The 21,477-nt window shown below is 68.8% G+C and carries 21 protein-coding genes; 10 read left to right on the top strand and 11 right to left on the bottom strand.

What is annotated here, in order from left to right:
* Positions 1–107: 107 nt before the first annotated feature.
* Positions 108–413, bottom strand: coding sequence for a hypothetical protein (locus tag MOQ72_RS29630; protein ID WP_242189027.1), 306 nt, complete (start codon positions 411–413; stop codon positions 108–110).
* A complete protein-coding gene (gene mca, locus MOQ72_RS29625) occupies positions 410–1,291 on the bottom strand; it encodes a mycothiol conjugate amidase Mca (protein WP_242189026.1) in 882 nt (293 codons plus the stop codon). The genes MOQ72_RS29630 and mca overlap by 4 nt, the downstream gene beginning before the upstream one ends.
* Before the next feature lie 195 nt (positions 1,292–1,486).
* On the opposite strand from mca, the gene MOQ72_RS29620 reads away from it, so the two are divergent.
* On the top strand, positions 1,487–1,924 hold the full coding sequence (locus MOQ72_RS29620; protein ID WP_242189025.1) for a DUF4307 domain-containing protein: 438 nt from the start codon (positions 1,487–1,489) through the stop codon (positions 1,922–1,924).
* Between the two features lie 191 nt (positions 1,925–2,115).
* A complete protein-coding gene (greA, locus tag MOQ72_RS29615; RefSeq protein WP_242189024.1) occupies positions 2,116–2,604 on the top strand; it encodes a transcription elongation factor GreA in 489 nt (162 codons plus the stop codon).
* 210 nt (positions 2,605–2,814) lie between these two features.
* Here greA and MOQ72_RS29610 read toward each other — a convergent pair whose 3' ends face one another.
* Positions 2,815–3,300, bottom strand: coding sequence for an Lrp/AsnC family transcriptional regulator (locus MOQ72_RS29610; RefSeq protein WP_242189023.1), 486 nt, complete (start codon positions 3,298–3,300; stop codon positions 2,815–2,817).
* Positions 3,301–3,515: 215 nt separating this feature from the next.
* Here MOQ72_RS29610 and hppD point away from each other — a divergent pair, with 215 nt between their 5' ends.
* Positions 3,516–4,661: a 4-hydroxyphenylpyruvate dioxygenase gene (hppD, locus tag MOQ72_RS29605; RefSeq protein ID WP_242189059.1), complete on the top strand. Its 1,146-nt coding sequence runs from the start codon at positions 3,516–3,518 to the stop codon at positions 4,659–4,661.
* An 8-nt stretch (positions 4,662–4,669) separates the two neighbouring features.
* Here hppD and ilvA read toward each other — a convergent pair whose 3' ends face one another.
* Entirely contained in the window at positions 4,670–5,881 is a 1,212-nt protein-coding gene (gene ilvA / locus MOQ72_RS29600) for a threonine ammonia-lyase (RefSeq protein ID WP_242189022.1), read from the bottom strand.
* A gap of 229 nt (positions 5,882–6,110) precedes the next feature.
* On the opposite strand from ilvA, the gene MOQ72_RS29595 reads away from it, so the two are divergent.
* On the top strand, positions 6,111–6,362 hold the full coding sequence (locus MOQ72_RS29595; RefSeq protein WP_242189021.1) for a hypothetical protein: 252 nt from the start codon (positions 6,111–6,113) through the stop codon (positions 6,360–6,362).
* A gap of 194 nt (positions 6,363–6,556) precedes the next feature.
* Here MOQ72_RS29595 and MOQ72_RS29590 read toward each other — a convergent pair whose 3' ends face one another.
* From MOQ72_RS29590 to MOQ72_RS29580, 3 genes are all read right to left on the bottom strand, one after another.
* Entirely contained in the window at positions 6,557–7,696 is a 1,140-nt protein-coding gene (locus MOQ72_RS29590) for a cystathionine gamma-synthase (protein ID WP_242189020.1), read from the bottom strand.
* 179 nt (positions 7,697–7,875) lie between these two features.
* Positions 7,876–8,913 carry a UbiA prenyltransferase family protein gene (locus tag MOQ72_RS29585; protein WP_242189019.1) on the bottom strand — a complete coding sequence of 346 codons (1,038 nt, stop codon included), beginning with the start codon at positions 8,911–8,913 and terminating at the stop codon, positions 7,876–7,878.
* Positions 8,914–9,014: 101 nt separating this feature from the next.
* Positions 9,015–10,382, bottom strand: coding sequence for a cystathionine beta-synthase (locus MOQ72_RS29580; RefSeq protein ID WP_242189018.1), 1,368 nt, complete (start codon positions 10,380–10,382; stop codon positions 9,015–9,017).
* 242 nt (positions 10,383–10,624) lie between these two features.
* Here MOQ72_RS29580 and MOQ72_RS29575 point away from each other — a divergent pair, with 242 nt between their 5' ends.
* Positions 10,625–11,551 carry an SGNH/GDSL hydrolase family protein gene (locus MOQ72_RS29575; protein WP_242189017.1) on the top strand — a complete coding sequence of 309 codons (927 nt, stop codon included), beginning with the start codon at positions 10,625–10,627 and terminating at the stop codon, positions 11,549–11,551.
* Between the two features lie 195 nt (positions 11,552–11,746).
* Entirely contained in the window at positions 11,747–12,967 is a 1,221-nt protein-coding gene (locus tag MOQ72_RS29570) for an acetyl-CoA C-acetyltransferase (protein ID WP_242189016.1), read from the top strand.
* 203 nt (positions 12,968–13,170) lie between these two features.
* On the opposite strand, the gene MOQ72_RS29565 is transcribed toward MOQ72_RS29570, so the two are convergent.
* Positions 13,171–13,959, bottom strand: coding sequence for a Bax inhibitor-1/YccA family protein (locus tag MOQ72_RS29565; protein ID WP_242189015.1), 789 nt, complete (start codon positions 13,957–13,959; stop codon positions 13,171–13,173).
* A gap of 439 nt (positions 13,960–14,398) precedes the next feature.
* On the opposite strand from MOQ72_RS29565, the gene MOQ72_RS29560 reads away from it, so the two are divergent.
* Together MOQ72_RS29560 and MOQ72_RS29555 are read left to right on the top strand one after the other, a co-directional pair.
* Positions 14,399–15,799 (top strand): MSCRAMM family protein, encoded by a 1,401-nt coding sequence (locus MOQ72_RS29560; protein WP_242189058.1) that lies wholly within the window; start codon positions 14,399–14,401, stop codon positions 15,797–15,799.
* Positions 15,796–16,410: a class F sortase gene (locus tag MOQ72_RS29555; protein ID WP_242189014.1), complete on the top strand. Its 615-nt coding sequence runs from the start codon at positions 15,796–15,798 to the stop codon at positions 16,408–16,410. Before MOQ72_RS29560 ends, MOQ72_RS29555 begins: the two co-directional genes overlap by 4 nt.
* A 56-nt stretch (positions 16,411–16,466) precedes the next feature.
* Here the strand turns inward: MOQ72_RS29555 and yidC are convergent, their stop codons facing one another.
* The 3 genes from yidC to MOQ72_RS29540 all read right to left on the bottom strand — a co-directional run bounded on the left by yidC (position 16,467) and on the right by MOQ72_RS29540 (position 19,187).
* On the bottom strand, positions 16,467–17,498 hold the full coding sequence (gene yidC, locus MOQ72_RS29550; RefSeq protein ID WP_242189013.1) for a membrane protein insertase YidC: 1,032 nt from the start codon (positions 17,496–17,498) through the stop codon (positions 16,467–16,469).
* A 233-nt stretch (positions 17,499–17,731) separates the two neighbouring features.
* Positions 17,732–18,358 (bottom strand): hypothetical protein, encoded by a 627-nt coding sequence (locus MOQ72_RS29545; protein WP_242189012.1) that lies wholly within the window; start codon positions 18,356–18,358, stop codon positions 17,732–17,734.
* Between the two features lie 487 nt (positions 18,359–18,845).
* The gene (locus MOQ72_RS29540) at positions 18,846–19,187 is read right to left on the bottom strand and encodes a LysM peptidoglycan-binding domain-containing protein (RefSeq protein ID WP_242189011.1); all 342 of its coding nucleotides are present in this window, start codon (positions 19,185–19,187) and stop codon (positions 18,846–18,848) included.
* A gap of 368 nt (positions 19,188–19,555) precedes the next feature.
* Between MOQ72_RS29540 and MOQ72_RS29535 the strand changes: the two genes are divergently transcribed.
* Together MOQ72_RS29535 and MOQ72_RS29530 are read left to right on the top strand one after the other, a co-directional pair.
* Positions 19,556–20,245: a LuxR C-terminal-related transcriptional regulator gene (locus MOQ72_RS29535; protein ID WP_242189010.1), complete on the top strand. Its 690-nt coding sequence runs from the start codon at positions 19,556–19,558 to the stop codon at positions 20,243–20,245.
* A gap of 148 nt (positions 20,246–20,393) precedes the next feature.
* The gene (locus MOQ72_RS29530; protein WP_242189009.1) at positions 20,394–21,464 is read left to right on the top strand and encodes a trypsin-like serine peptidase; all 1,071 of its coding nucleotides are present in this window, start codon (positions 20,394–20,396) and stop codon (positions 21,462–21,464) included.
* Positions 21,465–21,477: the final 13 nt, after the last annotated feature.

Genomic DNA, 21,477 nt, shown 5'->3' with positions numbered 1-21,477 from the left:
TCGAGGTGAGGGGCACCCGTGACCAAGTAACTGGGGCACGGGTGCCCCTCACCTATCACTTGATGTGGTGATCCCGAGCTGCGGAGCGGGTCCCCGGCGGAACGCCGCTACGAGCCTTCGCCCTTGTCGGGCTTCGCCTCGCTCTGCTCGGTTTCGGCTTCTCGGGTCGCCTCCGCCCGCTTCACCCGCGCCGGGGCCGCTGCGGCTGCCTTCTGCTCGTCGAAGACCACCGGGACCTTCTTCAGGTGCTTGGTCATCGAACGGATCAGGAACACCACCGCGATGCCGAACAAGATCAGCAGCACCAAGCCGACCGGGGAGGACTTGCCGAAGTCCTCGCCCTGGCCACCTGGGTCGTTCGGCGGAGCCGGTGCCTGCGCCAGCACGTAGGCGACCGTTTCCCGTGCACTCATGCGCACACCTTCTCCTGCACGCCGGAGAACAGGTCGTCCTCCGGCAACGTGGTGTCGACCAGGGAGCGCACCAGCTCGTAGTCCTCGGTCGGCCACTGCTCGCGCTGGACGTCGAGCGGGACCGCGAACCAGCGGCTCGTCGGGTCGATCTGGGTAGCGTGGGCGCGCAACGCGTCGTCGCGCCTCTCGAAGTATTCCCCGCACTCGACCCGCGTGGTAACCCGCCCGTCCGGATCCGGACGGGTCGAATCCCACTTGGCCAGCCACTCGCCGTACGGCGACTCCATGCCACGTGCCAGCAGCGCCTCGTGGAACAGCTCCATGCGCTTGCGGGAGAAGCCGTGCGAGTAGTACAGCTTCAGCGGCTGCCACGGCTCGCCCGCGTCCGGGAACAGGTCGGGGTCACCGGAGGCGTCGAAGGCCGCCACCGAGATCTCGTGGCACCGGATGTGGTCCGGGTGCGGGTAGCCGCCGTTCTCGTCGTAGGTGATCACCACGTGCGGCCGGAACTCGCGCATCACCTTGACCAGCTCGCCGGTGCTGACCTCGACCGGCACCGTGGCGAACACGCCCTCCGGCAGCGGCGGTGGCGGGTCGCCCTCCGGCAGCCCGGAGTCGACGAAGCCCAGCCAGTGGTGCTGCACGCCGAGGATCTTGGCCGCCTCTGCCATCTCCGCGCGGCGGATCTCCGGCAGGTTCGCGGCCACCTCCGGTCGGTCCATCGCCGGGTTGAGGATGCTGCCCGCTTCGCCCCCAGTACAGGTGACCACCAGCACCTCGTGCCCGTCGGCCACGTAACGCGCGGTAGTCGCGGCTCCCTTGCTGGACTCGTCGTCCGGGTGCGCGTGCACCGTCATCAGCCGCAGCTTGTCCGCCATCGCCCGGTAGTCCTCCCGCTTGCAGCAACTCTCGTGGACACGGCCCCGCATGACAGGCCGCGGAACACCCCAGGGATAATCAACGAGGATGTCGGCCCCCATTGTTCCCGGTCGGCCCGACATTCCCGGCGCCAGCCCCCGCTTCACCGGGTGCAGGCGGCGGCGAGGACCGAAGTCGAAAGGCTGCCCAGGCCGGTGACGAACCAGCAGATCCCGCAGGACCGGTACGGATCGCGTGGTCGCACGCGCCCACGCCCCGGCCTTCGCTGGCTGCTGACCGGGCTCGTGCTGATCGTGATGGTCGGTGTGGCGTACGTGGGTTACCAGAACCTCGGCAGCGCGCCCATCCAGGGCAAGCAGGTCGCCTTCGACGTGCTCGACGACCAGTCGGTGCGCATCGTGCTCGAAGTCCAGCGCGACGAACCGCAGCGGCCCGCCGACTGCGTGGTGCGCGCCCGCGCCGAATCCGGTGAGGAAGTCGGTCGCAAAGAAGTGCTGATCCAACCTGCGAGTGGCACCGCGAGACAGGACACTGTGTTGCGGACCTCCGCCCGAGCGACTATCGGGGAGGTGTACGGCTGCACTTACAACGTTCCTGAATATTTGTCCACCCACACACGGCCAACTGGGTGAACAGCGGCGTACCACGTCGGGCGCTGGGAAAATCCAGTCCCTGGACGTGCTACTCCGTGCTATCGTCGTCCTCAGCACGGCCCCGCGCGGGCCGTGTTTTTCCGTTCCTTGGCTATAGCCGGGAAATAAAAGCGCGGAAATGCAATTGGCCCGCGGAAAGTGCGGGCCGCAGTCGACGAGGAGTGGTGACCGTGAGCGAGACCCAGGTGACCTGGCTGACCCAGGATGCTTACGACCGGCTCAAGGCTGAGCTGGACGAGCTCGTGGCCAACCGCCCGGCGATCGCCGCGAAGATCAACGAGGCCCGCGAGGAAGGCGACCTCCGGGAGAACGGCGGTTATCACGCCGCCCGCGAGGAGCAGGGCCAGATCGAATCCCGGATTCGCCAGCTGCAGGAATTGCTTCGCACCGCCAAGGTCGGCGACGTGCCCACCGAATCGGGCATCGCCAAGCCCGGCTCGGTGTTGACCGTCCGCTACGACGGCGAGGACGAGACCGAGAAGTTCCTGCTGGCGACCCGCGAAGAGGGCGCGCACGGCGAACTGGAGGTCTACTCCCCCAACTCCCCGCTGGGCCGGGCGCTGCTGGATGCGAAGGAAGGCGAGACCCGGGAATACGAGCTGCCCAACGGCGGCACCATGACGGTGACCCTGGTCAAAGCCGAACCGTTCGGCGGCTGAGCCCACATCGGATCGGCGCTGCAAGCGCCGTAGGTGGGCTGAGCTGCTTCGCCGCTTCAAAAACAAGAACAAAGACAGACACTCACGCTGCGGGCGTCCCGACTGGGGCGCCCGCAGTGCTTTGCGGGGTGGTGTCTTGCGTGCCGATTTCGCGCGAAATCGGCAGTACTGCCAGTCGCATGCCGCGCCGAAGGGTGCAAAGGCAAGCGGTCATGACTCCGCGGCCAGGCGTTCGAGCAGGGGCCGGACACGTGGCGCCACCGGGGTGGACAGGGCGATCGAGGTCGATGTGCGCCGCACTCCGGGCACCCCGACGACCTCGTCGATGACGCGCTGCAGGTCAGCGTTGGAACGGGCGACCATCCGGACGAACAGGTCGCCCTGGCCGGTCGTCGCGTGCACCTCGCACACCTCGTCGATGGCCGCGAGCCGCTCGGCCACCGGGCCGCGTTGCCCCTGGGCGATCTCCAGCACCGCGAAGGCCGTCAGGCCGTAGCCCAGCGCCGCCAGGTCCAGCTCCGGTGGGAACCCCAGCAGGATGCCGCGCTGCACCAACCGATCCATCCGGGCCTGCACGGTGCCGCGTGCGACGCCGAGCCGCCGCGAGCACTCCAGCACCCCGAGCCGGGGCTCGTCGGAGAGCAACAGCAGCAGTCGCGCGTCGAGCGCGTCCACGCCCTCGGCATTGGGAGCCACGTCACATCTCCTACTCAGGTTGACCAATCGATCCAGCTGTTCGGATCAAATACTGATCAGTTTGTACAACGAAATCAACGACTGTTGCTCAGGATGACCGGTCGAGCGCACGCTGATTTCCAGCAGCACTTCGGCGAACCACGCGGGAGGACATCGTGACCGGCACCGTCAACCACGGCCGGACCGGGCAGCTCGACGACGTGACCTTCGACCAGATGCGCCGCCTCGTCGGCCTCGTCGAGCACGACGACTCGAAGGACCCGTTCCCGGTCAAGGCGCTCGACGCGGTGGTGTTCGTCGTCGGCAACGCCACCCAGAGCGCGCTGTTCTACCAGGTCGCGCTCGGCATGGAGCTGATCGCCTACTCCGGTCCCGAGCACGGCAACCGGGACCACAAGGCGTTCGTGCTCAAGTCCGGTTCGGCCCGGTTCGTGCTCAAGGGCGCGGTCGATCCGGACAGCCCGCTCGCCGACCACCACCGCCACCACGGTGACGGGGTGGTCGACCTGGCGCTGGAAGTGCTCGACGTGGACAAGTGCGTCGAGCACGCCCGCGCCCAGGGCGCCACCGTGCTCGAAGAGCCGCACGACGTCTCCGACGAGCACGGCACGATCCGGCAGGCGGCGATCGCCACCTACGGCGAGACCCGGCACACCCTGCTCGACCGCAGCCACTACACCGGCCCGTACCTGCCCGGATACGTCGCGCGGCGCGGCGGGTACGTCAAACCGGCCGACGCCCCCAAGCGGCTGTTCCAGGCCGTGGACCACTGCGTGGGCAACGTCGAACTCGGCCAGATGGACCGCTGGGTCGAGTTCTACAACCGGGTCATGGGCTTCGTGAACATGGCCGAGTTCGTCGGCGACGACATCGCCACCGACTACTCGGCGCTGATGAGCAAGGTGGTGGCCAACGGCAACCACCGGGTCAAGTTCCCGCTCAACGAACCGGCGGTCGGCAAGCGGAAGTCGCAGATCGACGAGTACCTGGAGTTCTACCGGGGCGCGGGCTGCCAGCACATCGCGCTGGCCACCGGCGACATCATCAAGACCGTCACCGCGATGCGCGCCGCTGGCGTGGAGTTCCTGAACACGCCGGACGCCTACTACGACGACCCCGAGCTGCGGGCCCGGATCGGCGAAGTGCGGGTACCGATCGAGACGCTCAAGGAGCACGGCATCCTGGTCGATCGCGACGAAGACGGGTACCTGCTGCAGATCTTCACCAAACCGATCGGCGATCGTCCCACGGTGTTCTACGAGTTGATCGAGCGGCACGGCTCGCTGGGCTTCGGCAAGGGCAACTTCAAGGCCCTCTTCGAGGCGATCGAGCGCGAACAGGAGCGCCGCGGCAATCTCTGATCCGGCGGTCAGCGCTTGGCGACGACGGTGAAACCCGCGGATTCGAGTTCGGCGACGACGTGTTCGCGGTGCTCGGGGCCACGGGTTTCCAGGGAGATCTCGACGTCGACCTCGCCCAGCGCCAAGGCCCCGGAGATGCGGGAGTGCTCGATGTCGAGCACGTTCGCGGTCAGCTCGCCCAGTTTCGCCAGCAAGCCCGCCAGCGAACCGGGCTGATCCGGCAGCCGCACGCGCAAGGACAGGTAGCGGCCCGCCGAGGTCATGCCGTGCTGGATCAGCTGGAGCAGCAGCAAGGGATCGATGTTGCCGCCGGAAAGCACCGCCACGGTCGGCGAAGTGACCTGCTCGGGATGCTCCAGCAACGCCGCGACCGAAGCGACCCCGGCTGGCTCGACCACCAGCTTCGTCCGTTCCAGGCACAGCAGCAGGGCCCGCGACAGGGCCTCCTCGCTGACCGTGAGCACGCCATCGACCAGTTCGGCCACATGCGCGAACGGCACCGGACCGGGCTCGGCGACGGCGATGCCGTCGGCCATCGTCGGGGTTTCGGCCAGCCGCACCGGTTTGCCCGCCGCGAGCGAAACGGGCCACGCCGCCGCCTGCTCGGCCTGCACCGCGACCACCTTGACGTGCGGATGCTCGGCCTTGACCGCGGCGGCGATCCCGGCGACCAAGCCACCGCCGCCGGTGGGCACCACGATGGTGCGCACTGCGGGCAACTGCTCCAGGATCTCCAGTCCAACAGTGCCCTGACCCGCGACGATGTCCGGGTGGTCGTAGGGGTGGATGAATTCCGCGCCAGTCCGCCGCGCGTACTGCTCGGCGGCGGCCATCGTCTCCGCCAACGTCCCGCTGTGCAGCCGGACGTTCGCGCCGTACGCCTTGGTGGCCGCGAGCTTGGGCAGCGGAACGCGTTCGGGCATGAACACCGTGGCCGGAATGCCGAGCAACGATGCAGCGAGCGCGACGCCCTGCGCGTGGTTCCCCGCGCTTGCCGCGACCACCCCGGCAGCGCGCCGCACCTCGTCCAGCGCGTGCAGTCGGACATAGGCGCCGCGGAGTTTGAACGAGCCGGTGCGCTGGAGGTTTTCGCACTTGAGGAAGACTTCGCCGCCGCAATGCGCGCCGAGCACCCGGCAATGCTCGATGGGGGTTCGCCGCGCTACCCCGGCGAGCTCCTCGCTCGCGGCCCGGATTTGGTCCAAATCGACCAGCCGCATGCGCCAATCGTGCCACCGCGAATCGCGGGTTACTCGGGCTGGACGTTCGGTACCCTCGAAGAAGCGGTCGGATGCCCGCGGTTTGACGGCATCATCGGAGGAGGGCCGTCGCGAAAGGGCTGTCGGGGGAGGCTGTCGCGGAGGGGGCTATGCGATCACTCGCGAACACCAGCTCGGGTGCGGGAGCCGCCGCGCGATGTCGGCGTCGGGGCCACACACGGGAGGTAGCATGACGCGGCTGACCCCAACGAACCGCGCGTTCCCGCTGGTCACCGGTATTGTCACCGCCGCAGCACTGTCCGGAGCGGCGGTGTTGGCGGTTCTGAACTCGGGCTGCGACGAGCCGGGTGTGTACCGCGCGGAGGACGGCGTGGTGGAACTGATCGGCGGCTGCCTGAAGTCCGACGACCTCCCGGTCAGCCCGCGCCACCCAACCGAAGTCCGCCCGCTCGGCAGCACTGACCCAGCCCTCGAACGCTGACCCGGAGTCCGCTCAACGGACGACAACCGCCACCCGCACAGCCCACGGCAGAACGTTTTTACCCAGGAGCAACCTTCCCAATCGGCGCAAACCAGACCACCGGTCCTGCTTCCGGGACCGACGAGCCCCGCAGCGTCGTTGCTTGCGGTAGTTGGGCCTGGGACCGCCCGCCGAGTCGGCGGGCGGTCCGGGGGTCAGCCGAGGGCCGTGCGGATGTCTTCGACCAGGTCGTCCGCGTCTTCGATGCCCACCGAGAGGCGGACCAGGTTCGCCGGGACCTGCAGCATCGAGCCCGCCGTGCTCGCGTGCGTCATCCGGCCGGGGTGCTCGATCAACGACTCGACCCCGCCTAGCGACTCCGCCAAGGTGAACAGCCGGGTGCGCGCGCAGACCGCGATCGCCGCCTCCTCGCCGTCGGCGTGCGCGAACGAGATCATCCCGCCGAAGTGGCGCATCTGCTTCGCCGCCACCTCGTGGCCGGGGTGCTGCGGCAGACCCGGGTAGTACACCTTCGCGACCTTCGGGTGCCCGACCAGCGCGGCGGCGATCCGCTCGGCATTGGCGCTGTGCCGCTCCATCCGCACCGCGAGGGTTTTGATCCCGCGCAACGTCAGCCAGGCATCGAACGGACTGGGCACCGCGCCCGCGCCGTTCTGCAGGAACGCCACCTGCTCGGCCAGCTCGTCGTCCGAGGTGATCACCACGCCGCCTACCACGTCGGAGTGCCCGCCGAGGTACTTGGTGGTCGAATGCACCACCACGTTCGCGCCGAGCTCCAGCGGCTGCTGCAGGTACGGCGAGGCGAAGGTGTTGTCCACGACCAGCTTCGTGCCCGCATCGCGGGAAACCTGCGCGAGTGCGGCGATGTCACCGACGTTGAGCAGCGGGTTGGTGGGCGTCTCGACCCAGATCACCTTGGTGTTGGGCCGGATCGCCGCCCGCACTGAATCCACATTGGACACTTGGGCCGGGGTGTACTCGATGCCCCAACCGGACAGCACCTTGTCCACCAGCCGGAACGTCCCGCCGTAGGCGTCGTCGGGGATGACCAGGTGGTCGCCTGGACGCAGCGTCGCCCGCAGCACCGCATCGGTGGCCGCCATGCCCGAGGCGAACGCACGGGCGTGTCGGCCGCCTTCCAGCTCGGCCAGACATTCCTCCAGCGCGGTGCGGGTCGGGTTTCCGGTGCGGGAGTACTCGTAACCCGCGCGCAGACCGCCCACCCCGTCCTGGGCATAGGTCGACGTGGCGTGGATCGGCACGATGACCGAACCAGTGGTCGGGTCAGCCTCCTGGCCCGCATGAATAGCGCGGGTGGCAAAGCCGTCACTCATGTGGAGCAGCGTACGACCCGCGCGGCCAACCGCATCCAGGGGATGCGCACGAGACGCCGCCTTCCCAATTTCAGGGAAATTTGGACCCCGATAAGCCGGGAACGGGATGCCTGCGCCCGAGGACAGCGAAGCGGCCCCGGACCGGGCAGGTCACGGGGCCGCTTCGGGAGATCAGTTCGTCACCACTGCGGGGGCTGCGGCGGCTGGCCGCCGGGCGGCGGCGGGAAGCCACCCGGCTGCTGGCCAGGCTGGCCGAACTGCTGCGGCGGCGGACCCGGCTGACCGAACTGCTGCGGCGGCTGCTGACCGGGCTGGCCGAAGCCACCCGGCGGCGGACCGTAGCCTCCGGCCGCGGCCGGAGCTGGCGCGCCGGGACCGGCGGCCACCCACTGCCGAGTGCCCGGCAGGAAGGCCAGCACTGCCAGCGCGATGCCGAACAGGATGCCGACCACACCGGTGAAGCCCGGGTACATGATCGTGCTGATCAGGTTGACCAGCACGCCGACAGCCGCGGCACCGCCGACCAGCAGCGGGCCGATCGGCTTGCGCTTCAGCAGCAGGATGCCGCCGACGAGGTAGGCGATGGCCACCAGGAAGCTGATCGCCACCAGCGCGTACATCAGACCCATCGGCGGGATGTCGACGCCGTACTCCTCGGCCTGCGAAGCGAGGCCGGACAACGCGACCAGACCGACGATGCTGATGAGGCCGAAGATCAGGCCCAGCGCACCGAACACGATGCCCAGGATCGCGGCCGTCTTCGCCAACCCAGCGTTGCCCTGGCCCTGCGGAGCAGGTTGGCCGTAAGGGGCCTGCGGGGGTGGGGCGCCGTAGGGACCTTGCGCCTGCGGGGCTGGGAAGCCGCCACCCGGCGTGCCCGGCTGCTGCGGCTGGGCCGGGAAACCGCCCGGCTGGCTCTGGGTGCCCGGCTGCTGGTACATCGGCTGGGGCGGCTGCATCGACGGCGGCACCATCGCGGTCGCCTCGGCGCCGCCCTGTCCGGCCAGACCGGGCTGCTGGTACATCGGTTGCGGCGGCTGCATCGACGGCGGCACGACCTGCGTCGAGTCAGACGGCGGCTGCGCGCCCGGCGACTGCACTGGTCGCACGACCTGAGTCGCGTCGCTGCCAGCCTGGTTGGGGTCCTGCGGGTCCATCCGGTTCGAGATCTGGTCCGAACCCTGCTGACCGCCGTCCGGCGGCTGCGGAGAGCTCATCGGGTGTCCTACTCCCTCGGGGCGTGAAGCAAAGTCCTGGGCATACGTCAGCACACGCTATCTGATGCGCCAGCAGCGTAGTGCCGTTCCGTAACAACTCGTCATCGACCAGCGATAAATCCGAGAACATCCTGCCGGGTCACCACACCGGCGGGCTTTCCGCCGATCAACACCATGGCCCCGTCGGCACCGGCCAGTGCGGCCAACGCGGCGCTGATGCCCTCGCCCGCGCCGATGGTCGGCAGCGGCGGCGACATGTGCGATTCAACGCGGTCCGCGAGGTTCGTCTGGCCAGCGAACAGCCCTTCCAGCAGGTCGCGCTCGTTGACCGCGCCGACCACCTCGGCGGCCATGATCGGCGGCTCCGCGCTCACCACCGGCATCTGCGACACACCGAACTCCCGCAGGATCGCCACCGCTTCGGCGACAGTTTCGTTCGGGTGAACGTGCACCAGGTCCGGGATGGTGCCGTCCTTGCGGCGCAGCACATCGCCGACCGACCCGCCACCGTGGTCCGGCGAGAGGAAGCCGTAGGAGGCCATCCAGGAGTCGTTGAAGACCTTGCCCAGGTAGCCGCGGCCGCCGTCCGGCAGCAGCACCACGATCACGTCGTCCGGGCCGGTCCGCTTGGCGATCTCCAGCGCCGCCGCGACCGCCATCCCGCAGGAACCGCCGACCAGCAACGCCTCCTCACGGGCGAGCCGCCGGGTCATCTCGAACGAGTTGGCGTCGGACACCGCCACGATCTCGTCGCAGATCTCCCGGTCGTAGGTGGTCGGCCAGAAGTCCTCGCCGACACCTTCCACCAGGTAGGGTCGCCCGCCGCCACCGGAGTACACCGAGCCCTCCGGGTCCGCGCCGATGATCTGCACCCGCCCGCCGGAAACCTTCTTGAGGTACGCGCCGGTGCCGGAGATGGTGCCGCCGGTGCCGATACCGGCCACGAAGTGCGTCACCTTGCCCCCGGTCTGCTCCCAGATCTCCGGGCCGGTGGAGTGCACGTGCGATTCGGGGTTGGCCGGGTTGGAGTACTGGTCCGGCTTCCAGGCACCCTCGATCTCCTTGACCAGGCGGTCGGAGACGCTGTAGTAGGAGTCCGGGTGTTCCGGCGCCACCGCCGTCGGGCACACCACCACCTCCGCGCCGTACGCCTTGAGGACGTTGCGCTTGTCCTCGCTGACCTTGTCCGGGCAGACGAACACGCAGTGGTAACCCTTGCGCTGGGCGACCATCGCCAGTCCGACTCCGGTGTTGCCGGAGGTGGGCTCCACGATGGTGCCGCCGGGGCGCAGCTCACCGGACTCCTCGGCCGCCTCGATCATGCGCAGCGCGATGCGGTCCTTGACGCTGCCGCCCGGGTTCAGGTACTCGACCTTGGCCAGCACCGGGGTTTGCCCGGTGGCCACCGCGTTCAGCCGCACCAGCGGGGTGTTGCCCACCAGTTCGGTGACGTGTTCGACGTAGTGCACGTCCGTCCTCAATCCTTCGCAACTGCTGTTCAGCGGGGTGTGACGTCGAGCCTAATCGCCTGGTCACCGGCTAACCCAGGGGACCATGAGTACGACACACAGCCAGGGAACGAATTCGGCCCGCGCCGCGTCTTGCCTATGACGGGGCAGTTCGCCGCGCGGGCTCGGGGCGGCATGGGTGACCATTTCCATCCCCGTTGGTGCGGCCGGAATCCGGCTGCGGGACTGGTGAGGGAGGCCGAATGATCGCGGCGAAGGCTCTCCGACTCGCGTTGCTGGCAGCGGGTACCGCTGGGGGACTTTCGGGGGCGGCGTACGGGCTGCTCAACGGGCAATCCCGGTACGCCCGCCGAGTGATCGGTCCACCATCCAACGAGCCGCTGCGCGCCGATGGCATCCACCTGCCCAAGGGCATCGGCCCGGTGCCGCGCAGAGAGCTGCCCGAGGGCGTGGAGCCGCTGGAACTCGTGGTGCTCGGCGACTCTTCCGCAGCCGGGCTCGGCGTCAACTTCCCGGCTGAGCTGCCCGGTGTGCGGCTGGCCCGCGGTCTCGCCGAGGAACTGGAGCGGCCGGTTGCGCTGACCACGCACGCGATCGTCGGCACCACCACGCAGGAGCTGGCCGCGCAGGTGGACGCCGCGCTGGTCCGCCCGCCGAAGCTGGTGCTGATCATCGTCGGCGCCAACGATGTCACCTCCAAACTGCCGGTGTCGGCATGCGCCGACCTGCTCGGCGACGCGGTGCGTCGGCTGGTCGCCGAGGGGGTGGCGGTGGTCGTCGGCACGTGCCCCGACCTGGGGGCCATCCGGCCGATCCCGCAGCCGCTGCGTTCCATCGCGCGGCACTGGAGCCTCACGCTCGGCCGCGCCCAGCGGCGCGTGGTGGAGGCCGCCGGTGGGCACGCGGTGCCGTTGGCCGATCTGCTGTCGCCGGAGTTCCTGGCCCGGCCGGGTGAATTCTTCAGCCCGGACCGGTTCCACCCGTCGGCGGCGGGCTACGAAGCCGCGACCAGGATTCTGCTGCCAGCGATGTGCGCGGCGATCGGCGAGTGGGAGGGCGGCCCGCTGCCGCTGGCCCCGACCCGGTCCGAGGCGGCCGAAGCACGCCGCCCGACCAGCCGCATCGTGGCCCGCCTCAACCGCCGCCTGCACCGCCGCGCCAGCGCGTGACCATCCGCTCGACGGCGAAACGCCCCTGGGAGTCCACGTACTGACCGGTCGGTTTGCCCCTTGTCGGAGGGCTGCGATCACCGCCAAGATGGGGTCGCGGCCTTAACGTGACCGATCGGTAGGCCATGTCGCCCGAGGCGGTCGTGAATGGCCGAGCTGGTCTTGCCGCGCACGACCGCGAACGAAGGAGTTCCCATGCCCGAAGCAGTCATCGTCGCCACCGCGCGATCCCCCATCGGCCGAGCAGGCAAGGGTTCGCTGAAGGACATCCGGCCGGACGACATCACCGCGCAGATCATCCGCGCCGCGCTGGACAAGGTGCCCGAACTGGACCCGGCCGAGATCGACGACCTAGTGCTGGGCTGCGGCCTGCCCGGTGGCGAGCAGGGTTACAACATGGCGCGCGTGGTCGCCGTGCTGCTCGGCTACGACCACCTGCCCGGCACCACCGTCACCCGGTACTGCTCGTCGAGCCTGCAGACCACCCGGATGGCCCTGCACGCGATCAAGGCGGGCGAGGGCGACGTGTTCATCAGCGCCGGGGTCGAGATGGTGTCCCGGTTCGTCAAGGGCAGCTCCGACTCGCTGGACGACACCAAGAACCCGCTGTTCGCCGAGGCACAGGCACGCACGCAGCAGGTCGCCGAGCAGGGCGCGGACTCCTGGACGGACCCGCGCACGCTGGAGAAGATCCCGGACGTCTACATCCCGATGGGGCAGACCGCCGAGAACCTCGCCCGGCTCAAGGGCATCAGCCGGGACGAGATGGACGACTTCGGCGTCCGGTCCCAGAACCTGGCCGAAAAGGCGATCGCCAACGGCTTCTGGAGCCGCGAGATCACGCCGATCACCACGCCGGACGGCAACGTCGTGGACGCCGACGACGGGCCCCGGCCGGGCGTGACGAAGGAAGGCGTTGCCGCGCTGAAGCCGGTGTTCCGCCCGGACGGACGGATCACCGCGGGCAACTGCTGCCCGCTCAACGACGGCGCCGCCGCTGTGGTGATCATGAGCGACACCAAGGCCGAACAGCTCGGCCTCACGCCGCTGGCGCGGATCGTGTCGACCGGGGTGACCGGGCTGTCGCCGGAGATCATGGGCCTCGGCCCGGTGGAGGCGTCCAAGCAGGCCCTGAAGCGGGCTGGCCTGAGCATCGACGACATCGACCTGGTGGAGATCAACGAGGCGTTCGCGGCCCAGGTGATCCCGTCCTACCGGGATCTGGGCATCCCACTGGAGAAGTTGAACGTCAACGGAGGTGCCATCGCGGTGGGGCACCCGTTCGGCATGACCGGCGCGCGGATCACCACAACGCTGATCAACTCGCTGCAGTGGCACGACAAGCGCTACGGCCTGGAAACCATGTGCGTAGGTGGAGGCCAAGGCATGGCAATGGTCCTGGAACGGCTTTCCTGATTTTTTTAGTTCTGGGCTCGGTTTGCGTAGCGCCGCGACTGGCAAGCCGATTTCACGATTGGGTGGTGAGTGAAGGGCACCTGTGACCGGCTTACTTGGTCACAGGTGCCCTTCACCTCGAAAAGATCGTTCGATCGGGTGTGCGAAAACGGGGCGCCTCCGTCCGCATTGGACGGTGGCGCCCCGTTTCCCGTTCGGGTTCGTTAGTCGCTGCTTTGGAAGTACGACAGGAGGCGGAGGATCTCCAGGTACAGCCAGACCAGGGTGGTCATCAAGCCGAAGGCGATGTACCACGCGAACTTGGCGTCCACCCCACCCTTGATCGCCTTGTCCGCCGCGTCGAAGTCGAGCAGGAAGCTGAACGCCGCGATCCCGATGCACAGCAGGCTGAACGCGATCGCCAGCCCGCCACCGTCGCGCAGCCCCAGACCACCGGGGGTGAAGAAGCTGGCGATCAGGTTCACCAGCATCAGCACCGCGACACCCGCGACCGCGCCGATGATCCACTTGGTCAGCTTCGGAGTCACCCGGATCGCGCCGGTCTTGTAAACCACCAGCATGGCCGCGAAGACACCCACGGTGCCCGCGATGGCCTGGATGATGATCCCCGGGTCGAACAGCGAGCCGAACAGGTAGCTGATCCCGCCGAGGAACACGCCCTCAACCGCCGAGTAGGCGATGACCAGCGCCGGGCTCACCTTCTTCTTGAAGACGATGACCAGCGAGATCACCAGACCGATCAGCGCCGCTGGCAGCGCCAGCCCGACGGCCGGTGGACCGACCAGGTAGGTCAGCGTTCCGGTGATCACCGCCAAGCCGAGGGTGATCGCGGTCTTGGTGACCACGTCGTCGATGGTCATCGGACGCGCGGTCTGCGGCGGTGCAGACGGCGCCTGGCCGTAGGGCGCGGTCTGCCCCTGGCCGTAGTTGAAGTTCGCGTAACCGCCGGACGTCGGCAGGTTGCGGAACGCGGGGTTGCTCGTTGTGCGCAACTCATCCTCCTGGGCGTGCCTTGCGCCGTCATTCGGAACAACGATCGGGGGCGTTGATCGGTTCCCGCTTCGGTAAAGCTGACTTTACCCGCCGATCTCACCCAGCCCCACCGCGGTGCAAAACTACTCGGTATCGGTTTCGCGAACGGTAACGATCACATCGCGTTGGCAACCATCGCGCGGCGCTGCGCCCGGTGAACGCAATACACCCCGGATTCCGTCGGCTACCGCCCAACGGGTGATCAACACCAACGACCAGTGCGCGATCTTCGGCGCGGAGTCACCGCAGAGTAACCGAAAAGGTCCGCCAGATGGCCTCTTGTCGCCACACTCCGTGATCGGAAGTATCGCCTCCGGCGTCGGTCGCTCCTGGTCGGGGTTCGCGGAACGAGCACGCGACGCCGCCACCTCCACCACCGGAACTGGAGCTTGCATGCGCATGTTCAGGAAATGGCTCATGGCGGTGCTGGGCACCGCCGTGCTCGCCGGGGGCACCCTGCTGGCCACACCCGGCGCCGCGAGCGCCGACCCGCAGGAGGCCATCGGACACGAGACCCGACCCGGCCAGCCCTACGGCGGTCGGGAGCGTGCCCGCGACTGGCTGGGCTCCTACCTGGTCAACGGTCAGCAGGTCTGGTGCGTGCAGTTCGCCCTGACCGCACCGGACAGCGGCGAGGAGTACCGGCCCGGCGACGAGCTCAAGACCAAATGGGGCACATCGATTCCGGCTGACGTGGCCGCGAACATCTCCTACCTGCTGCTGCGCTACGGCAACACCCAGTCCCCCGACGAGGCCGCCGCGCTCGCGCACCTGCTGCACTCCTGGACCGCCGCGCCGCGCAGCCAAGCGGACCTGGACCCGGACAACGACTTCACCCGGATCGCGTATGACGCCGACAGCCACTACGCCAAGCTGCCGCAGGCCGCGAAGGACGCCGTCGACGCCCTCGAGGCGGAGGCCGAGGCGAACCGGGGGCCGTGGGAGGCCGAGCTGGCCGCCCCTGAAGGCCAGCAGACCATCGGCCAGACCGCCGACTGGACCCTGACGGTGCAGCGGGCCGACGACGAGGGCGTTGGCGGTGTCCCGGTCGAGCTCTCGCTCACCGATGCGAAGATCGAGGGCTTGGCCTCCGATGGCGTGGTCACCACGCCGGAGGACGGCAGCCCGCTGGTGCTCAAGGTCACGCCGACCGGGCCGAACCCGAAGATCACCGGCACGCTGTCCGCACCCGCCGAACGGCCTTACGTGCGGGAGGCCGTGAACCAGCCCGACACGACGCAGCGTGTCGTTTCCACCGGCGGTGAGCAGGAATTGTCGGTCGAGGCCGCCACGACAGCGGTGACCGCGCCCGGCGCCGTGCACGTCGGCAAGGTCGACGCGGAGAGCCAGGCAGGCATCGCCGGAGTCGCGCTGCGGGTGACCGCGACCGACGGCTCGCCCGCGCTGCGCCAGGACGGCACGCCGCTGCTGGGTGCTGACGGGCAACCCGCCGTGGTGGTCACCGGTGCGGACGGCACCGCGACGGTGCCCGACCTGCGGACTCCGCAGGACGTCAAGCTCACCGAGGTCGCGCCCGCACGCGGCTACGAGGAAGCCTTCGATCCGGCGAACCCGCCCTCGGTGACCGGCACCCTCAAGTCGGGCGAGACCCTGGAGTTGACCCTGGTCAACAAGCCGAACACGCCGACCGTGCCGATCCGCATCCCGGCCGGTGACCCGACCGCGCCGGACAGCGGCGTGCCCGCCGGGCTGCTCGGGCTGGGCGGCCTGGCCGTGGTCGCGGTGGCCGGTGGGCTCGCGCTGCGACGGCGGATCGCTGACAGCGGGCGGAAGCGGTGAGCGCGCCTCGCCGCTGGCTGTTCACGCTGGTCGCGGCGGGGGCGATCGGGCTGGTCGCGGTTGCGGTCGTAGTCACCGGAGTCCTGTTCACCAGCACTGACCAGCAAACGGCCCCCGCAGCGGCCGTCGCCCCGCAGGCACTGCCCGTGCAGCCGGTGCACGTGCCTGCCGGGCAGCCGCCCGGCACGATCCGGCTGCCGCAGGGCGGCACAGCGGAACTCGTGCGAAAGGAGCTCGACCGGTCCGGGACGCTGCCGGTCCCGAACGGTATCGGGGAAGCCACCTGGTGGGGCGCCGGACTGGATGCGCCCAAGGGCGCGACGGTGCTCGCGGGCCACGTCAATTGGAAGGGCTCCGTCGGGCCGTTCGCCGAGCTGTGGGAATCCCGGCCCGGCCAGCTCGTGACCGTCGTCGACGATGCCGGGCGGGAATGGCGGTACCAGGTGTCCGAGGTCATCACCGTGCACAAGGACGAGCTGCCGGACCGCGCGCGTGAGCTGTTCGGCCAGGGCGGCGCGCACCGCCTGGTGCTGGTGACCTGCGGTGGTCGCTACGTCGGTGGAGACCTCGGCTACGACGAGAACCGCATCGTCATCGCCACCCCGAACTGACCCCGCACGTGGCAGGGCCGGTGGTCACCCGACCACCGGCCCTTTCGCTATCGAGGTCAGCGACGTTTTCGGCCCTTCTTCGTCGCTGCGGCCTGCCTGCCCGGCCGGTTCTTCTTGGTGCCCGGCCGACCGCCGGGCCGCTGGCCGTTGCTGCTCTTGCTCACCTGCTTGCCGGACTCCGCGGCCGTCGCGGTGGCCGGTTCCTCGACCTCTTCGGCCTTGTCCTCGGGCCGCACCGGCTTCTGCCCCGGCTTCGGCCGCGGCGCGGCCTTCTTGGCCGCGATCTCCTTCTCCTTCTCCCGCTCCTGCTCGCGGTCGATCTTCTTGGTCAGGAAGTGCTGCTGGCCGAGCGTCCAGACGTTGTTGGCCAGCCAGTACAGCAGCACCGCGATCGGCAGGAACCAGCCGGAGACGATCGCGCCGACCGGCGCGATGTACATCATGAACTTGGCCATCATCGCCGACTGCGGGTTGGCCATCGCGGCGTCGGTCTGCTTGCGCACCGAGATCCGCATGGTGAAGAAGGTGGCCACCGAGGCGACGAGCATCAGCGGGATGCCGACGATCATCATGGACGTCCGGTCGGTGCCGAACAGCGCGAGCTCGGCGTCGGGCTGGGTGATCCAGTTCGACAGCTTGGCGCCGAAGATGTCGGCGTTGATGAACGACTCGACGCCTGCCCGGTCGAAGATGAAGTTGCTCTGCGCACCGGGGGTGAAGTTGCGCAGCACGTGGAACAGGCTCAGGAACACCGGGATCTGCAGCAAGGCGGGCAGGCAGCCGCCGAGCGGGTTCACCCCGTGCTCGGACTGCAGCTTCTGCATCTCCTGCGCCATGCGCTGGCGATCGCCCTTGTACTTCTCCCGCAGCTTCTGGATCTGCGGGGCGAACTTCGCCATCTTGCGCCCGGCGCGCAGCTGGCTCATCGCGGGTTTCAGCAGCACCACGCGCAGTGAGAACACCAGGAAGAACACCGACAGCGCCCAGGCGAAACCGTTGTCCGGCCCGAGCACGAAGCCGAAGACCTTGTGCCAGAACCACAAGATCGCCGACACCGGGTAGAGGATGAAAGAGAAGAAGTCTTCCACTCAGCCACTCCTGGTCATCGCCCGGCTATCCGGCGCTACCGGGGCGTACGTGCGCAGCCGTACCCGCTGGGTAATGCAGGGTCGGCCCTCCCAAGGGTGCCATGCCCAGCCGCAGCGGTGCCGTCACCCCCCAAAAGGGCGACATTCCGCACTCGGTTCACCCCCGGTGACGGCAGGTGCTCCGGCGAGCCGCCGCGGGCCATCAACACGTGGCGACCACCTCGGTCACGGCGTCAGCGCTTCAGGGCCCGCGCGATGATCCGGCCCGCCACCAGGTAGATCACCGCAGCCAGGCCGTAGTTGAGCACCACACCGATCGTCGCGTCCTCCGGGGTGAACACGTCGCCCAGGCCGAGCACGAAGAACTTCGCCGTCGAGTAGGTGAACGAGACGAAATCGTTGCTCTGGTTGGCGCCGGTGACCACGAAGACGATGTGCAGCACGAAGACCAGCGAGATCAGCGCGCTCAGCACCTGGATGGTGCGGCCGATCGCGTCGGCGCTGGGGCCGTGGAACCGATCTCCGCGATCGGCGGACCGGCGTTCCTCGTAGGGGTCGCGCTCCCGGTGCCGCTGCGGGTACGGGTCCCGGTCGCGGTGGCGGTCCCGCTCCGGCTCCCGATACCGGTCGTCGTACCGGTCGTCGTAGGGATCCGGGTCCCGATAGCGGTCCGGGTACGGGTCGTCGTGGTAGCGGTCCGGGTAGGGATCCGGGTCGCGGACGGTGCCCGACTCCCGGTAGCGGTCCGGCGGCTCGGGGTAGGCGTCCGGGCGCGGCTGCACGCGCGTCGCCGGGTACTGGTTGGCGGGCGGTTGCTGCGGCGGATTCGGCCCAGCCGGACCGGCTCCCGGCTGCCCCACCGGTGGCGGCGCGGGTCGCGGCGGTCCCGGCTGCCCCGGAGGGGGTCCCTGCTGACCGGGCTGTCCCGGCGGCGGCCCTGGCTGTCCCGGCGGCGGTCCCGACTGTCCCGGCGGCGGTCCGGGTCGGGCGCCTGGCGGCATCGGCCGCGGTGGTCCTGGCGGAAACTGGCCAGGTGGCGGCTGCGGTGGCCGTCCCGGCGGTGGCCCGCCCTGCGGGGGTCCCGGCGGCGGCCCCGGTCGCTCGGGCCGACCCGGCTGACCTGATGGGGGATCTGCGCGCTCGTAGGCCATGGCCGCGCATTGTCGCGGGTGATCAGGCCCCGACGAAACCCCCCAGCGCCGATCAATCCATGACCCCTGCCACAGCACCGGCCGAAAACCGGGTTGGCGTTACCGCCGAGGCATCCGACGGCACAACGCCTGCCCGCGCCCGGCGGGTCTGTTCCCTCCACCGGCATCCGACGCATTGAGCCGGACTTGTGGTGGTTCACCCCGCCTCGGCCGCCGATGCGCCTCGCGGAAGCGGAATGCAGATCGTTTGCCCGATGTGGATGACGTTCGGATTGGCGATGTGGTTGTAGTGCGACAGACCCTGCCACCTCACGTTGTGCCGCTCACCGATCTCGGAAAGCGTGTCCCCGTCCTGCACGGTGTAGGTCCGGCACACGTTCTTGTTCTTCGACAGGCGCAGTACTTGGCCGGGGAAGATGAGGTTCGGGTCGTCGATGTTGTTGATGCGCTGGAGTTCTTTCCACGGAACGTGGAACCATTCGCCGATCTCGGAGAGCGTGTCGCCCTCTTGCACCGTGTAAGTGTTGCAGTTCGTCATTGCTCTTCCTCCTGTTGGCCGTACTCCTGACGCACTCCATCGAAGGCGCGGCGCGCGTTCTGGGGCAATGAGCAGCGGGATCCATTGAGGATCCAACTGACCGCACAAGCGTTTTCGTCTTCCATTGCGCACGGCGGATCGATTTCGGTGGGCACACGCTGTGCATCCGGCTGGGAAGAGCTCTGAACCTGAGTTGAACCGCGCGGATCCGCGCGGGATCCTTTTGGATGGCAAGGAGAACCCGGATCGAGCGGTCGCGTTGCCCTCCGGCGAAGACGAACGAGGACCTATTGCCATACCTGCGACCGGACGCGGTCTGTTACCGTGAGATCGAACTGGTCGTGTGACGCGGCGCCAGGTGGTTCCCAATGATCGAACTCATCATCGTTGCCGCGACGAGGTTCTACCGGGAAGGGTTGACCCTTGTCCTGCAGGACGTCGACGACTTCGTGGTTGTCTCGACCCTCGCGCGGCCGGAGGAACTAGAACCGGACCTGACCGCGCGGCAGCACGCGGTGGTACTACTCGATGTCGCCGACCTGCCGGACGGTCCCAGTGTCGTGATCGCCTTGCGGGCGAGGAATCCCGGACTCCGGATCATCGCGTTGGGCGTGTCCGGGGAGGAATGCGACATCATCGCGTATGCCGAGCTGGGCGCGGCCGGGTACCTGACACGGGATCATTCGATCTCCGAACTGGTTCGGACGATCGAGAGCGTCGCCAACGGCGAGTTGCGGTGCTCGCCGCGCGTGGCCGCTGCCCTGTGCCGCAGGGTGGCCGAGTTGTCGGCGGAGTTGCAGCCCGGTCCGAACGCCGGGGTCCTGAGCCGTCGGGAGGCGGAGGTCGCAGTGCTGCTGGAACAGGGCTTGTCCAACCAGGAGATCTCCCGGCAGTTGTGCATCGCCTTGGCGACGGTGAAGAACCACGTGCACAACATCTTGGACAAACTGGGTTTGCAGGGCCGGGCCGCAGCCGCCGCATGGGCCCGACAGCAACGCCTCGACCACTCCGTCCTTGTTCGCGCCACGCTGCCGCCGAACAACGCATCACGCCACTGACCGCCGCCGAGCGGCACGTGAATCCAGGGCGTGCGCAGGTTGGTCCTCCTTTGAACCGTCGGATCCATTCCGACGTCATCGCAGCAGCCGGACGATGGAGCCGTGCCATGCCCAGGGCCACGAATGGTGGCTGGTACCAGGGGGAACGATGTCCGGTCACGATGTCATCGCCGAAGCACTGCGCCACGAACGCGATCTGTCGCGAATCGAGGAAGAGCTGAACGACGACGACGCGGTTGTCGTCCGCAAGGTCGCGCCCGGACGATCGCGGTACATGACCAAGCCAGTCGTCGGCGCCGAGCCGGGCGAGCTGCCACCGCTTGAGGAGGAATCGCGCAGTCATCTGGAGGGGTTGGTCCCGGCCGGACGCGCCGCCGTGCAGAAGCTGCGGCGCGATGGTGCCGACGCCGACGTCGACGCGGACGAGCGCGCGGCTCTCGAAGCGATCGTGCTGCTCATGGCCAGGCCCGCGATCCTGGTGCAGGACGGTCGGTTCTTCCCGGCGCCACAGCCCTGGACCGAAGAACTCGAACAACACCGGTCCGCCATCGAGGACGTCCTGCCCCGCGTCGGGCGGATCGAAGTCGAGGGGCATCCGGCGATCGATTGGGTGGGCACGGGTTGGCTGGCGGCCGCGGACGTCGTGATGACGAACCGGCACGTCGCAGCCGAGTTCGCCCGCAACGATGGACGTGCGTGGGCCTTCGCACCTGGCGTGACGGGACGGGTGGATTACAACGAGGAGCTGTCCGCCTCGCAGCCCCGAGAGCTGCGGTTGACCGAGGTCATCGGCGTGCACGACACGGTTGACTTGGCCTTGCTGCGGTGCGCGTCGGACGGCTCGGCAGGAGTGCCGCAGCTGGATCCCCTGCGCATCGCCCGCGATCCCGCTGTTCGCGGCGGGACCAAGGTGTACGTCGTCGGTTACCCGGCGGCTGATTCCAGGCGCAACGATCCGGAGGAGATGCAGCGGATCTTCGCGGGTATCTACAACGTCAAGCGCCTGCAGCCAGGCGCGGTTCAGTCCGCTTCGGAGACCGTCGTCCACGACTGCTCGACGCTCGGCGGCAACTCGGGATCGTGCCTGCTCGACCTGGAGACGTCGATGGTCATCGGCCTGCACTTCGGAGGTCGCTACCTCCAGGGCAACCAGGCTGTGCCGCTGTGGCGACTCGCGGACGACCCGCTCCTCCAGCGGGCCGGGGTGGAATTTTCCTGAAGCAGCGTCCGAA

The organism is Saccharopolyspora soli, assembly GCF_022678645.1.
Lineage (GTDB): Bacteria > Actinomycetota > Actinomycetes > Mycobacteriales > Pseudonocardiaceae > Saccharopolyspora > Saccharopolyspora soli.
This window is presented reverse-complemented; position numbering and strand designations above follow the sequence as displayed.

Bases quoted from the DNA above. Each gene is read 5' to 3' on its own strand.
- MOQ72_RS29630 (WP_242189027.1), bottom strand. From the start codon at position 413: ATGAGTGCACGGGAAACGGTCGCCTACGTGCTGGCGCAGGCACCGGCT.
- mca (WP_242189026.1), bottom strand. From the start codon at position 1,291: ATGGCGGACAAGCTGCGGCTGATGACGGTGCACGCGCACCCGGACGAC.
- hppD (WP_242189059.1), top strand. From the start codon at position 3,516: ATGCGCCGCCTCGTCGGCCTCGTCGAGCACGACGACTCGAAGGACCCG.
- ilvA (WP_242189022.1), bottom strand. From the start codon at position 5,881: ATGCGGCTGGTCGATTTGGACCAAATCCGGGCCGCGAGCGAGGAGCTC.
- MOQ72_RS29595 (WP_242189021.1), top strand. From the start codon at position 6,111: ATGACGCGGCTGACCCCAACGAACCGCGCGTTCCCGCTGGTCACCGGT.
- MOQ72_RS29590 (WP_242189020.1), bottom strand. From the start codon at position 7,696: ATGAGTGACGGCTTTGCCACCCGCGCTATTCATGCGGGCCAGGAGGCT.
- MOQ72_RS29585 (WP_242189019.1), bottom strand. From the start codon at position 8,913: ATGAGCTCTCCGCAGCCGCCGGACGGCGGTCAGCAGGGTTCGGACCAG.
- MOQ72_RS29575 (WP_242189017.1), top strand. From the start codon at position 10,625: ATGATCGCGGCGAAGGCTCTCCGACTCGCGTTGCTGGCAGCGGGTACC.
- MOQ72_RS29570 (WP_242189016.1), top strand. From the start codon at position 11,747: ATGCCCGAAGCAGTCATCGTCGCCACCGCGCGATCCCCCATCGGCCGA.
- MOQ72_RS29560 (WP_242189058.1), top strand. From the start codon at position 14,399: ATGTTCAGGAAATGGCTCATGGCGGTGCTGGGCACCGCCGTGCTCGCC.
- MOQ72_RS29540 (WP_242189011.1), bottom strand. From the start codon at position 19,187: ATGACGAACTGCAACACTTACACGGTGCAAGAGGGCGACACGCTCTCC.
- MOQ72_RS29535 (WP_242189010.1), top strand. From the start codon at position 19,556: ATGATCGAACTCATCATCGTTGCCGCGACGAGGTTCTACCGGGAAGGG.
- MOQ72_RS29530 (WP_242189009.1), top strand. From the start codon at position 20,394: ATGTCCGGTCACGATGTCATCGCCGAAGCACTGCGCCACGAACGCGAT.